Here is a 13,315-nt window from a genome sequence, read left to right on the forward strand (position 1 = left end):
ATGAAGATAGCTATCGCCGGTCTGGGCTATGTGGGCCTATCCAACGCGATGCTGCTAGCGCGCCATAACACCGTGGTCGCCTTCGACGTAGTGCCGGCCAAGGTCGAAATGCTGACCAAGGGCATCTCGCCGATTGCCGACGCGGAAATCGAGCGCTTCCTAAAGGAGGAGAAACTCGACTTCAAAGCGACGCTCGACGCTGAAGATACCTTTCGTGAAGCCGAGTATATCATCATCTCGACGCCAACCAATTACGACACGGTGACCAACCAGTTCGACACCTCTTCGATTGAGGCCGTGGTACGTCAGATTCTGCCGCTTAATTCGACGGCCACCATTATCATCAAATCGACAGTCCCCGTCGGCTACACGGCGGGGATCAATGCCAAATTCAATACCAACCGAATCATCTTCTCTCCGGAGTTTCTGCGCGAAGGCAAGGCGTTGTACGACAACCTCTATCCGTCGCGCATAATTGTTGGGGAACAATCCGCGCGCGCGCGGGTTTTTGGTGACCTGTTGGTAAAGGGCGCCGAAAAGAAAAATATCGACGTGCTTTACACCGATTCAAGCGAAGCCGAGGCAATCAAGCTGTTCGCCAATACTTACCTCGCCCTGCGCGTTGCGTATTTCAACGAGCTGGATTCCTACGCTGAGGCGTTGGGCCTCAACAGCAAGCAGATCATTGAGGGCGTGTCGCTCGATCCGCGTATAGGCAAGGGCTACAACAACCCCTCTTTCGGCTATGGTGGCTACTGCCTGCCTAAAGACACCAAGCAGTTGCTGGCCAACTATTCGTCGGTGCCGCAGAACATCATCAAGGCCATAGTCGACGCCAATACCACACGCAAGGATTTCGTCGCCGACTCTATCCTCAGCCGCAAACCGAAAACGGTCGGTATTTACCGTCTGACCATGAAGACCAATTCGGATAATTTCCGCGAGTCTTCCGTGCAAGGCGTGATGAAGCGCATCCGCGCCAAGGGCGTCAACGTAATAATATTCGAACCGGCGTTTCAAGGCGACAACTTCTTCAACTCGCCTATCGTTCGCGACATCGAGGAGTTTAAGAGCGCTTCGGACGTAATTGTCGCCAACCGCGTGTCGGAAGAACTTTCCGATGTCCTCGATAAGGTCTACAGTCGTGACTTATTTGGCGAAGACTGATCGAGGCAAAGCGATCCTGCACCCTGTTAGAGGCTCCTGCTTTTCTCTTACCCCACCGCAAACCCACTCTCACTCGCGGACTGAAGCGGAGTCGATCGCAGTCCTGTTGAGGTAATCGCCCATAATGTGCAAAGTTAATTAAGTTTGCACTTTTATGGCGTTCGTGTGCGATGCGTAAGTGCCGTTCAGGTTATACCATTAGCATCGCATGAGTTGGCTCAGGGTAATGGGTGGGGGACGGCACCTTTAGGTGTGGCCCCGACCGTAGGACATAGGGGAACATAAAGTGTCAGATGAAAACTCCCAGCGTAAAGCCGTGCAGAGTCTGAAAACGCCGGCCGGCAAATCAAAACGCGGCGTGTTGTCACGCCGCCTGATGCTCACGGGTGTCGCCGGTGCGGCCGTTGGCGGGGCGGGTTTATTCGCCCGACAGGTTTTGACAGCTGAACCGAATAAGCTATCGCTCGCAGATTACAGGATGACCTTTAGCGAAGAGTTTGACAGTCCCGGCTTTTCCATCGAGAATTTTATGACGCGCTGGTATCCTCACACGCCGTGGTGGGGGGATTTTGGTGACGCAGCTTTCTCCGACCCCGTGCCGGGCTTCCCATTTACCGCACACGAAGGACATTTACGCATCGAAGCACGCAAGGACAGTGCAGGTAAATGGCGGTCGGGCCTGATTTCGAGCATCGACCGAGATGGAAAAGGTTTTGCGCAGCAATACGGATACTTCGAAATGCGCGCGAAATTGCCCCCGGGTCCAGGCGTGTGGCCGGCCTTCTGGCTGAACAGTTCTATGTCACGAGACAATCCTGATCCTGCCGTAGAAATCGATGTCCTTGAGTATTACGGTCAGTTTCCGAAGGATATCCACAGCACAGTTATAATCTGGCCGAAAGGTGGCGTCAAAGCGAGTGCAGAGGCACACATTCACAAGGTGCCCGACATGCGGCTGTCAGAAAGCTTCCATAACTACGGTGTGAGCGTCGAGCCGGATTGGATAATCATGTATTTTGACGGCCAGGAGACATGGCGAACGCCTACGCCTGATCAGCACAAATATCCCTTAATGGTACTCTGCAACCTCGCATTAGGCAGTGGGTGGCCAATCGATCAGACGATTAATCCATCCTATATGTATATTGATCACATCCGCGTTTATGAAAGAATCGTTCCATCAAACGCAACATAGCGGAACCCCTGCTGGTCGCGTGAAAGCCCATAGAGAGCGTGCGGGTCTTTAAATAACGAGTTGAGGTGCGGTTTCTCGCGACCGCCCTACCAATCTATATTCGGTGAAATAGAACAGATTCTGGCGCACGTGATACTTCAACGTGTTGACAGCCGACATGCTTGGTGCAAGGGGCGCGGCTTCTGGGTGTTGATTCAAGAAATCATGATAGGGCTTTTGCCACTTCACACCCCACGGCGCCCCGCTAAAGACCCACGGGCGCGGGTTAGACATGAAGTGGACGATTACAGGCTGAACGTCCCGTTCCATAGGTGAGCCAATCAGGAACCCGGGGAAATTCCATTTATTACTAATCGCAATGATGCGGTTTTCGAAGGCAATATTGACAGCGTCTTGGTCGCGATATTTTAGCGGGGTTTTCCAGCTTTGCAACAGCTCGATGGACTTGCGTGACAACTCGGCACACTCTTCACGATTACACACAAAAATGCCTGCATTGAAATAGTCGTCGAACGGAAGAGAGATTCCCGAGCCCTCACGTTCGGCGACAATTCTACGCTCCCACGATGGGGACAGACGGCCAAACATTCCGGTAGGGTCGCGCACAGCCAGAATTTTGCCAGACTCGATAGGCACGTTAAGCAGTGGTCTGAGCGAACCAACCACCTGCGTATCGCCATCGATATAGAGTATGCGGGTGTAAACTGGATTGAGAATGGCGTCGATGTAAAGACGTCCGTACGTTGGGTGCAAGTCGTCTATCGCCGAAGGGGAAACAACAACGAATTCCAGACCCAGCTTTTTACACAAAACCTCGCCTAAACGGGTATTATCCGAGGGCGCGGCAACGCATAGGATTGTCACAGATGTCGTGTCTGGGTCCGTGTTTGCGCGTGCTTGCATCGCACTTACTAAAGTAGGGAAAAGGTAATTGTCGTCAATGACATAGCAAACGCAATTTGTAATCATTTCAACTCCTAAATGTGCTTGCGCCAGGCAGAGACGAGACTTTAACAGGCCGATTCGTTGGACAGACCTGTCGAGCTGGACAGAGCCTTCTTTTACATAAGGTGATCACGCGGCAGGTCGCCTCACCTCTATTCTCATGGTGATTGCCGTTCATATGGAATAGCCGGTTAGCAGTCCAAGCCGCCTGCAGAGTGTTGCGATGCCAACGCGATCCCCAGGATTGGGCCATGCCTGCCTTAGTTATCCAAATAGTATTTGCTATATTCTTTATAGTAGTAGCCGGAGTCACCGTAACCGTACTTACCCTGTTCCTTAACGTCTACCTGAACAAGAGCCGCGCCAGCGATTTTTACGTCAGCCGCAACCAGTATTTCAGCCGCAGCCTGAACAGCGCGAGTCGGCGTTTGTCTCCAACGTACGAGCAAAGCCAAGAAATCCGCCTTACGGGCAAGAATTCGCGTATCTGCGACCGGCAATACCGGGGCGGTATCGAGTATGACAAAATCGAATTTCGCACGGAGCTGATCCAGAAGCTTGTCAAATTCGGCAGAGCCAAAAATATCGTGGGTTGTGATCGGATTGGTGGACAGCGGAAGGTAGGTCACCCCGGTCACTTCATCTTTGCGTAGGCTTTCTTCTAACGTAGCGGTGCCAGACAGAACCTCAACTAGCCCCTTGTCATACGTCTTGCCGAAGACGGCAGTGAGACCGCTCCTACGCAAATCGCAGTCGACGAGGACGACGTTGTCGCCAGCCATTGCGAAAGCCGCAGACAGACAAACCGAGGTTGTCGTCTTACCCTCTCCGGGCAAGGCCGAGGTGAGGGCGATCACCTTCGGCTGATTGTCTGGTGCATAAAGCATTGCGGCGCGCAGATTACGGAAGCCCTCGGCAAATACCGATAATGACTTTTCCATGATGTAGCGGTGCGGGACCGGCTTTTTCTCTTTGCTCTTTAATAGGGTCGATTGCAAAGACGCGATGCTGGCTAGGTGGCGAATACCCAAGTGACTTTCGATATCCTTGCTCGTGACCAAACCTGAGTCCGTCGCGCGCCTCAACATCACAGCGCTGCCCGATGTAATAGCGGCGGCGGTAAAAGCCATCAGCAGCGAGACCGCCAGGTTGGGCGACGAGGGGCGCGTGGCGATCTTAGCATCGGATACTATTGAGGCATTTGACGTCTGAATGCCAGACTGGGTTGACGTTTGTTTTAAACGGTCGAGATAGGATTCGTACAACTGACGCGCAGATTGGGAGTTGAGCTCCAACTCGTTCAGCTTGACCATAGCTTTTGAATTGCTGACAAGCTGGCCTTGTGCACGACGCACAGAGCCTGAAATCGAGCCAGCCCTTTGGGCCTGAATGCGATCCTCAGCTTCCAAGTTAGACATGATACGCTGAATCTCAGCCTGAATTTGCGCGTTTATATCGGCTAACTGATTTGTGCCCTTGATAATTTCCGGATGATTGGGGCCATAACGGCTGCGCAATTCCGCCAGACGGCTTGAAATTTGTGCGGCTTGCGTGCGTAAAGAGGAGACAACCGTCGAATTCAAAGATTCGCCGACGTCGTCGCCATTAGAGCCACTCGCCAATTGGCTTTGCGCCGTACGGAGACGAGCCGCGCTTTCGGCACGCTCAACTTGTACGCCCGCCAGTTGGCGCTTAAGGTCAGAGATTTCCTGCTCCGTCAGGGTCGAGCCCGTAGCGCTGAGCAGGTTATTGGCGATTTTATATTCCTGAACGGCCCGATCTGCCTGTTCGACCTGCTTACGCAACGTCTCGATGCGTTCACTCAACCATCCGGTAGCTTGCTGGTTTAGCGCTTCGCGATTATCGATCTTCGCTTGCAGATACGACCTTATCCAGGTGTTCGCAATCAATGCGGCCTTTTCTTTCGACGAACTCGTGAAGCTGACCTTGATCAGGCGTGTGGTAGTTATGCGCTCGATGCTTACCCGACTCAAAAGGCCGTCGGTAACAACCTGCTGACGCGACTGAGCGATATTGTCCCCGGAAGTGGACTTTGCACTATCTCCCTTGAACCAGCCTTTGACCGTATGAACGCCAAATCCTACTTTTGGTGTCCCTGCAAACTCAGGATCTTTATCGAGGGCCAGCTCTTTCGCCACGCGCTCGGCGACGGAGTTAGACTTGAGAAGTTCAACCTCCGAGTCAATTTGTGCGGCATCAATCGGATCATCCGCCTGTGCCTGTCCAGGCACCTCAGTCTTAGCGCTGTTTGTAATCATCACGCTCGCGCTCGATGTATATTGCGGTGTCTTAAAATAAGTTGCCGCAAACACGAGGGGAAACACGAGAATAAAGACGGCGATCAGGAGCTTAAAATATTTCCGAAAATCAGAGAATATATGCTCCAGATTCATGAAATCGTCTGGCTTGGCGCTATGATTCTTAAGAGACATGAGGGCTGAACTTAATCCAGGAACAATGAGGGGATAGTTAGGTAAAGCCTAGTATTGCAAAACCAAGGCCACTCTAACTGAATTATCTGAATAATTTCGGAAGGCCTGGGCCCCACTTGAGTCATACTTCTGGTGACCAACGTTCGCTCTGAGCGAAATGCGACGATTCATCAGGTATCTGGCACCGATAGAGATTGTGTCTCTGGTGTCTCTGCGGTCTATGCCATTGAATTCATAAGACGCATGTTCATAGTCGCTCGATAGGATCAGGTTGCGCAACAGCTCGTGATCAACCGCGATACCCGCCGTAGACGCCAGCGCAGAGACGGAGCCACCTACCGAGGGCGTATCGCTATACTGACGGCCGATTTTCCCAGTGACTGTGCTCAACTCCGTGGGAAACCATTCCAGCTTGCCGTTATAATACGTATTGGTCAGCTTTCCGACGGATTGATTTTTGTAGTCTTGCGCGAGCGTACCAATCTGTATTTCACCCCGCGAGAGCGATCGAATTTCGAAACTGGTCCCCACCGAGAAGATCGCGCCGTCTGAGTCATTGATCGACGAAATGTCGTAGCGACGTTGATTGCTGGCACCATAGACAAAGAAGGAGACGCTCGGGCTCATCGCGTAATCGATGCGGCCAGAAACGGTGGTTCCAGTCATATCGCGATAGCCTTGAGGGATCGTACCGCCGAGGAGAGAAGCGACGTCATCGTAAGATTCATCTTCTGTATTAAGGCTACCAATGAAACGGACGCGATTTCCCACCAGAGTAAGGTCCAGACCTGCACGGGTCGTCGTGATCTTGACAGGCTTTCTGGCATTCGGGTCAGCGAGGAAGCTTGCCCGCGACTCGTAGCCCGTTTCATGTGACAGATTGCCCGCGAGGCTTGCCGCAGAACTAATGTCCAAACGCCCTTGGGCGTTGAGGTTTAGCACGGCCGTATTTTCATTTGTCTCGCTGGCGTACTGGACGACCGTCGACTTGGCACCTAACGAAAGGGAGTGCCGCCCCCAATCTGACGTTAAAACGACACCAGGCGTCAGTTCCAGGAACGCATCGCTCTTTTTGTTGGTGTCGGTATAGTAAACGTTATCCTTGTACCCCAGGCCGACACCAATTACCGGCGTTACAACGAAACTACCCGCGCGCAAACCGAGCGGGGTAAATTCGGGCCTAGCGCGTTCTTCGACGCTCGTACTACGATCGCGGGAAAAATTATTATCCCGGTTTTGAGCCATTGCCTGAGTCGACAGGCTGGCAACCAGCAGACCAGCGGTCGCCACGTATGTATAAAGATTGATTTTTTTCATAGCCCCTCGCGGCAAGTATATGTGCAAACCCTCCCCCGCGTCGGCTTCGTCAGACATGAGGGAGAACTTGCATAGAATTATATAACGGCAATTAGAAGTAACGTTCGGCTACTCTAATGGTGTCTCCGGGTTGAATCATGATCGGAGACGAAAGCGAAACATCAACTTCCTTACTTTCGTTGGCGTGCTTAATGAAGACCTTCTTTTTATTGGCCCTGTAGGTGTAGCCCGATGCGATCGCAACCGCTCGCTCAATTGTCATCCCATTGACATAGGGGTACTCGCCCGGCTTATTGACTTCACCAAAAATATAGAAGGGGCGGAAAGTCAGAACCTCAACATTCACACGCGGCGTGTTGAGATACCCCTGCTTAAGCGCATCGGCAATGCGGGTCTGCAACACTGATGAGGTGGCGCCGGACGCCTGTATTTCGCCGATCAGCGGTAGGGAAACCTTCCCCTCACCCGAAACGACAAATTCGCCGCTTAAATCCTGTTCGCCAAATACGATGACACGAACCCGATCCCCAGGGCCGAGATTGTATTCATAAACTTGCTCCGGCCGCGCATGGGCGGCTGTGGGCGCCGCTTCCTGGGCAAGGGCCTGCAACGGAAGAGTGCACAGGATCACCAGAGCCATCAGACCAAATGAGCAGGCAGTCGCAAACCATCTATGCAACATGTTTGAATCGTCCATATTATTGAGCTTCGCCATAGTCATATTCAACGGGCGAATGTCCAGACCGTAACAGTCAATACATTCATGAGGTCACAAATTTGTGCCTGATGCGAACTTCGCCGTCCCGACACAGACATCGTGACACTTTGCAAGGTCCGTACCACCATTGTGCGGCAAGTACCAGTGATACGAGATTTTTGGTTTGACACCAAGAGGGTCGGACGCGCACTCGCCCAAAGTACAGGATATGTCCCAATTTTGTTGCACTTGTGTCACGCTGCATCCTTAGAAACCTCCCTTTGTCGATTTTAGGTTAGCCGTAGCCATCGCTCTTCTGGCGGTTTTGTTTCAGCGCGGGTCTTACTGATCGTGCTGGCACCACACCTCAGTGTGGCGCATTGACCTCAGACAGAAGTTTTCCGCTCAGCCAGCATCCGCTTCGAATGATTGCGATTGCAATCAGAACTAAGTTGTGTGCTGCAATTATCCCTAGACCGTCTCATATAGAGACTTATTTCTAACGCTGATGCCTGGCGAGTTTAGGTCTGTCTGTAACAGATTAGTCAGACCCTTTGCATATAACTCTACTTATTTCCAACGGACGGTCTACGCGTTATGAAAGTCGCTCTCGTACATTACTGGCTAGTTGGCATGCGCGGGGGCGAGCGGGTTCTCGAGGCACTGGCCGAACTCTATCCTGACGCCGACATCTATTGCCTCGTCGCCGACTTTGACAAACTCTCCCCCTTGCTGCGCAGTCGGCGCATATATACGTCCTTCCTTCAAAAAATGGGCGGCGCAAAGTTTTACCAGAAGCTGCTTCCCTTGATGCCAGCTGCCCTGGAATCCTTTGATCTCACCAGCTACGATCTCATCATCTCCTCAGAAGCAGGCCCTGCCAAAGGCATCATCCCGCGCCCGGATGCCATGCACATCTGCTACTGCCATTCCCCGATGCGTTATATCTGGGATTTGTCCCACCAGTATTATAACTCGGCCGGCCCCTTAACACGGCTGTTCCTACGCCTGACCGGACCATGGCTGAGAAGCTGGGATGTGACGACCGCTGCACGAGTCGACCATTTCATTGCCAACTCGACCTATGTCGCCAAGCGCCTGTGGCGGTTCTATCGCCGCGAAGCCACCGTCGTACACCCCCCCGTGGACCTGGCACGCTTTGCCCCTCACCCGGAACCCGAAGACTTCTATCTCTGCGCGGGTCAGATCACGCCCTACAAGCGCATCGATCTTGCCGTAGACGTCTTCACCAAACTGAACAAGCCACTCATCGTGATTGGTTCCGGCGCCACCGAGAAGCTGAAGAAATCCGCAGGACCGACCATCAGGTTCCTGGGCAGCCTCTCCGACACAGAAATGGCCGATTATCTTGCACGCTGCCGCGCTCTCGTCTTCCCGGGCGTTGAGGACTTCGGCATCGTGCCCCTGGAGGCCATGGCCAGTGGCCGGCCCGTTGTCGCTTTCGGACGGGGCGGCGCCTGCGAAACCGTGCTCCATGGCCAGACCGGGCTTCTGTTCGATGAACAGTCACCGGAAAGCCTGACCCAGGCAGTCCTGGAAATGGAATATACCCATATGGACTATTCCCCGGAACGTCTGCGCGCCCATGCCGCACAGTTCGACAAATCACGGTTTATCGTAAACCTGAAGGCAACACTCGACACCCTCCTCTCCGACGCCCCCGTCAAACCACGCCCACTCATGAAAGCCACTTCCGGCTTTAACGCGCGCTCCTCACATTCGGCCCTCTAACCCCCGCAGCTGGCCAAGGGGGATAGCCTGGCAAGCCCGAATTAACCTTTTATTCATCTTTTCTTTGACTCGGCCGATATCCCGGCCTATTTTTGTGCTCTGCACAATTTTCGGGGCCGCACTATTTCGAGCGCTTCTGATTTGTCCATTCGAAGCCGGATTGCACGCCTATCAATTTTGCTTGTCCGCATTTTTTCCGGAGAATCTGATGAGCCCCAGCACTGTTGTTTTTATCACAAGAATCTCCGTCGCCTTCTTGGTTTTAAGCATTATCTTCTTTGTTTTCAGCCCCTTTTCGGGACTGGAAAGAATGATCGGCCTGTCGGATCTTGAAGCTCATCTCTTGGCGATGTTTTCTCTGAGCTCGCTTGCGCAATTATCGGTTCCGTGGATGCGTCGGCGCGATATCGCCACCATTTGCCTGTGCTTTGCTGCCGTTATAGAAGTCGTCCAGCCCATTGTCGGCCGAGACGGGAACCTCCTTGATTTTTTCGTCGGCGGGTTTGGTGTGTTCATGAGTATTGCCCCAATGGTGGTGGAAGAAATTCGGCGGCGCGCTCGCGAAAGAGGACGCAAAGTGAGACGCAGCCGCTTTGATATGGCAAGTACGACGCGTGCGGGATCCTCACCGGAATCACGACGTTAGGAAAGCTTGCCAGCGATGAGAACCGGCACCAGACAATCTCGTCCCCTTGCCCTATGACGGAGAAAAAATGAAACACTAAATCGTAGTCCGCGCCATCGCGGCCATCTATGCGTTTGCCATAATTTTCGCCGCAAGCAATCGCGACAGCATGCCCACCCTCAAAATCTCGCGTTATTAATAAACAATGGTTATATTTTCATAAAATTAACTCACTTTTTTAACCACGTTATTTAAATTGTTCGGTTAACAACCCGAGAATAAATATTTATGATGCGTTAATATTATAAATAAAGCACGATAACATACAATCCATTAACCGTCGCCATATAAAACTTGCACTTACGAACAAACGGAGTGCACCATGGGACAGAAGGCCCTAAAACACACAGCGACCGCCGATACAGGCGTCTTCACTCGGAAACGGGCCCTACGCCCTTTGGGCATCGCGTCGGAAGAAGGTGCCATGGGCAGCTTTTCTCCAGTGCATGAACTTCAGGCAAGGCTATCAAACGAACTCTCGAAGCAACCCGCCTCGGCGGCAATCCGCGACCACAAAGCCTTTCTCATTGGTATGGGACTAATGATTGGCTCAAGCGCGGCGGCTTGGTTTGTTATTGCGACAGTACTCACTGCCCTTGCCCACTAGGGGCTGACATTTTAAGCCTGCTTCGCAAAAAAAGCTGCCGGTCTTCCCGGCAGCTTTTTTGTGCTGAAACAGTGCCAATAATATCACTTCGCGGCGCTCGCGCTTTCAATCGCAATGCGACAGAATTTTTTATTCGCAGTGCAGCACGATAAATGGTAACCTTAACTGCCTTAGTACTGCAGGGTTTTCGGTCAGTTCGCGTTTCCGACACTCCCTTACATGCGAAAAATTTTGAAGTTTCGCCTTTTTGGCGTGTCGGATTGAACGGTTCCCTGCATGGGTTAATTATTGAATTTTAGCCAACTGAGCTGGGGCCAGCTCCTTCATTCCGAAGTGGCACCTTTTTTGCGACCGTCAGGTGCACAAATCTTTTTTGTTACAGAATTGGACACAGGCAAATGAAGTACGAAACGCAGGCAGCAGTCGCATTCTCGGACGTCCCCCTGTCTCATGAACCGAAAATCAAGCGCAAGGCTGTCACTCGTCCGAAGCAGACGGCATCCGACCTGGCAATTCGTTTAAGTGATATCATTATTAGCGCCTTTACGATTCTGTTTCTGCTTCCGTCGTTGCTTTTTGTGGCAATGCTTGTGAAACTCCAAGATGGCGGCCCCGCCATTTACGGACAACGACGTATCGGTCTGAATGGGCGCGAGTTTCGCTGCCTGAAATTTCGCAGCATGCATGTAAATTCGGATGAGATTCTCGCCAAGCTTTTGCTTGAAGATCGAGAAGCTCGTGCCGAGTGGCAAGCGGATCATAAGCTGCGTAACGATCCGCGCATTACGGGCCTCGGCCGATTCCTGCGCAAGTCCAGCATCGATGAACTACCGCAGCTTTTTAACGTTCTTCGGGGTGAAATGAGCTTGGTAGGACCGCGTCCGATTGTCCGATCCGAAGTCTGCAAGTACGGCTCTTCCTTTGATCATTATACGTCTGTTGTCCCAGGCATTACGGGCCTGTGGCAAGTACTCGGCCGCAACGATGTAACCTACCGTCGCCGGGTTGCCCTTGATCGTTTGTACTCACAGCGCCGCACGTTGAAGCTTTACTTCCAGATCATTTTCATGACGGTTCCTGCGGTTTTGTTTCAGCGCGGGTCTTACTGATCGTGCTGGCACCACACCTCAGTGTGGCGCATTGACCTCAGACAGAAGTTTTCCGCTCAGCCAGCATCCGCTTCGAATGATTGCGATTGCAATCAGAACTAAGTTGTGTGCTGCAATTATCCCTAGACCGTCTCATATAGAGACTTATTTCTAACGCTGATGCCTGGCGAGTTTAGGTCTGTCTGTAACAGATTAGTCAGACCCTTTGCATATAACTCTACTTATTTCCAACGGACGGTCTACGCGTTATGAAAGTCGCTCTCGTACATTACTGGCTAGTTGGCATGCGCGGGGGCGAGCGGGTTCTCGAGGCACTGGCCGAACTCTATCCTGACGCCGACATCTATTGCCTCGTCGCCGACTTTGACAAACTCTCCCCCTTGCTGCGCAGTCGGCGCATATATACGTCCTTCCTTCAAAAAATGGGCGGCGCAAAGTTTTACCAGAAGCTGCTTCCCTTGATGCCAGCTGCCCTGGAATCCTTTGATCTCACCAGCTACGATCTCATCATCTCCTCAGAAGCAGGCCCTGCCAAAGGCATCATCCCGCGCCCGGATGCCATGCACATCTGCTACTGCCATTCCCCGATGCGTTATATCTGGGATTTGTCCCACCAGTATTATAACTCGGCCGGCCCCTTAACACGGCTGTTCCTACGCCTGACCGGACCATGGCTGAGAAGCTGGGATGTGACGACCGCTGCACGAGTCGACCATTTCATTGCCAACTCGACCTATGTCGCCAAGCGCCTGTGGCGGTTCTATCGCCGCGAAGCCACCGTCGTACACCCCCCCGTGGACCTGGCACGCTTTGCCCCTCACCCGGAACCCGAAGACTTCTATCTCTGCGCGGGTCAGATCACGCCCTACAAGCGCATCGATCTTGCCGTAGACGTCTTCACCAAACTGAACAAGCCACTCATCGTGATTGGTTCCGGCGCCACCGAGAAGCTGAAGAAATCCGCAGGACCGACCATCAGGTTCCTGGGCAGCCTCTCCGACACAGAAATGGCCGATTATCTTGCACGCTGCCGCGCTCTCGTCTTCCCGGGCGTTGAGGACTTCGGCATCGTGCCCCTGGAGGCCATGGCCAGTGGCCGGCCCGTTGTCGCTTTCGGACGGGGCGGCGCCTGCGAAACCGTGCTCCATGGCCAGACCGGGCTTCTGTTCGATGAACAGTCACCGGAAAGCCTGACCCAGGCAGTCCTGGAAATGGAATATACCCATATGGACTATTCCCCGGAACGTCTGCGCGCCCATGCCGCACAGTTCGACAAATCACGGTTTATCGTAAACCTGAAGGCAACACTCGACACCCTCCTCTCCGACGCCCCCGTCAAACCACGCCCACTCATGAAAGCCGCTTCCGGCTTGAAACGTCTTTAGAGG

At 52.8% G+C, this 13,315-nt stretch carries 11 protein-coding genes; 7 read left to right on the plus strand and 4 right to left on the minus strand.

Features of this window, described 5'->3' with window-relative positions; all coding sequences use genetic code 11:
- Positions 1-1,167, plus strand: a complete 1,167-nt coding sequence (locus PQU94_RS00490) for a nucleotide sugar dehydrogenase (protein WP_272739529.1) — start codon at positions 1-3, stop codon at positions 1,165-1,167.
- Positions 1,168-1,453: 286 nt separating this feature from the next.
- Entirely contained in the window at positions 1,454-2,362 is a 909-nt protein-coding gene (locus PQU94_RS00495) for a glycoside hydrolase family 16 protein (protein WP_272739530.1), read from the plus strand.
- Between the two features lie 48 nt (positions 2,363-2,410).
- On the opposite strand, the gene PQU94_RS00500 is transcribed toward PQU94_RS00495, so the two are convergent.
- From PQU94_RS00500 to PQU94_RS00515, 4 genes are all read right to left on the minus strand, one after another.
- Entirely contained in the window at positions 2,411-3,331 is a 921-nt protein-coding gene (locus PQU94_RS00500; RefSeq protein WP_272739531.1) for a glycosyltransferase family 8 protein, read from the minus strand.
- 236 nt (positions 3,332-3,567) lie between these two features.
- Positions 3,568-5,721, minus strand: coding sequence for a GumC family protein (locus PQU94_RS00505; RefSeq protein WP_272739532.1), 2,154 nt, complete (start codon positions 5,719-5,721; stop codon positions 3,568-3,570).
- Between the two features lie 87 nt (positions 5,722-5,808).
- The gene (locus PQU94_RS00510; protein WP_272739533.1) at positions 5,809-7,134 is read right to left on the minus strand and encodes an outer membrane beta-barrel protein; all 1,326 of its coding nucleotides are present in this window, start codon (positions 7,132-7,134) and stop codon (positions 5,809-5,811) included.
- Positions 7,135-7,168: 34 nt separating this feature from the next.
- Positions 7,169-7,792 (minus strand): polysaccharide biosynthesis/export family protein, encoded by a 624-nt coding sequence (locus tag PQU94_RS00515; RefSeq protein WP_272739534.1) that lies wholly within the window; start codon positions 7,790-7,792, stop codon positions 7,169-7,171.
- A 579-nt stretch (positions 7,793-8,371) separates the two neighbouring features.
- On the opposite strand from PQU94_RS00515, the gene PQU94_RS00520 reads away from it, so the two are divergent.
- The 5 genes from PQU94_RS00520 (at position 8,372) to PQU94_RS00540 (ending at position 13,312) form a co-directional block, all read left to right on the plus strand.
- Positions 8,372-9,526: a glycosyltransferase gene (locus PQU94_RS00520; protein ID WP_272739535.1), complete on the plus strand. Its 1,155-nt coding sequence runs from the start codon at positions 8,372-8,374 to the stop codon at positions 9,524-9,526.
- A 208-nt stretch (positions 9,527-9,734) separates the two neighbouring features.
- The gene (locus PQU94_RS00525) at positions 9,735-10,172 is read left to right on the plus strand and encodes a vanz family protein (RefSeq protein ID WP_272739536.1); all 438 of its coding nucleotides are present in this window, start codon (positions 9,735-9,737) and stop codon (positions 10,170-10,172) included.
- Between the two features lie 361 nt (positions 10,173-10,533).
- Positions 10,534-10,818, plus strand: coding sequence for a hypothetical protein (locus tag PQU94_RS00530; protein WP_272739537.1), 285 nt, complete (start codon positions 10,534-10,536; stop codon positions 10,816-10,818).
- Positions 10,819-11,216: 398 nt separating this feature from the next.
- On the plus strand, positions 11,217-11,927 hold the full coding sequence (locus tag PQU94_RS00535) for a sugar transferase (protein WP_272739538.1): 711 nt from the start codon (positions 11,217-11,219) through the stop codon (positions 11,925-11,927).
- 248 nt (positions 11,928-12,175) lie between these two features.
- Positions 12,176-13,312: a glycosyltransferase gene (locus PQU94_RS00540; protein WP_272739539.1), complete on the plus strand. Its 1,137-nt coding sequence runs from the start codon at positions 12,176-12,178 to the stop codon at positions 13,310-13,312.
- Positions 13,313-13,315 lie beyond the last annotated feature (3 nt).

It is taken from the genome of Asticcacaulis currens, assembly GCF_028550395.1.
Taxonomy (GTDB): domain Bacteria; phylum Pseudomonadota; class Alphaproteobacteria; order Caulobacterales; family Caulobacteraceae; genus Asticcacaulis; species Asticcacaulis currens.

Coding starts and splice junctions, on each gene's coding strand:
- PQU94_RS00510 (WP_272739533.1), bottom strand. CDS start 7,134: ATGTCTGACGAAGCCGACGCGGGGGAGGGTTTGCACATATACTTGCCG.
- PQU94_RS00490 (WP_272739529.1), top strand. CDS start 1: ATGAAGATAGCTATCGCCGGTCTGGGCTATGTGGGCCTATCCAACGCG.
- PQU94_RS00540 (WP_272739539.1), top strand. CDS start 12,176: ATGAAAGTCGCTCTCGTACATTACTGGCTAGTTGGCATGCGCGGGGGC.
- PQU94_RS00525 (WP_272739536.1), top strand. CDS start 9,735: ATGAGCCCCAGCACTGTTGTTTTTATCACAAGAATCTCCGTCGCCTTC.
- PQU94_RS00535 (WP_272739538.1), top strand. CDS start 11,217: ATGAAGTACGAAACGCAGGCAGCAGTCGCATTCTCGGACGTCCCCCTG.
- PQU94_RS00500 (WP_272739531.1), bottom strand. CDS start 3,331: ATGATTACAAATTGCGTTTGCTATGTCATTGACGACAATTACCTTTTC.
- PQU94_RS00515 (WP_272739534.1), bottom strand. CDS start 7,792: ATGGCGAAGCTCAATAATATGGACGATTCAAACATGTTGCATAGATGG.
- PQU94_RS00530 (WP_272739537.1), top strand. CDS start 10,534: ATGGGACAGAAGGCCCTAAAACACACAGCGACCGCCGATACAGGCGTC.
- PQU94_RS00505 (WP_272739532.1), bottom strand. CDS start 5,721: ATGAATCTGGAGCATATATTCTCTGATTTTCGGAAATATTTTAAGCTC.
- PQU94_RS00520 (WP_272739535.1), top strand. CDS start 8,372: ATGAAAGTCGCTCTCGTACATTACTGGCTAGTTGGCATGCGCGGGGGC.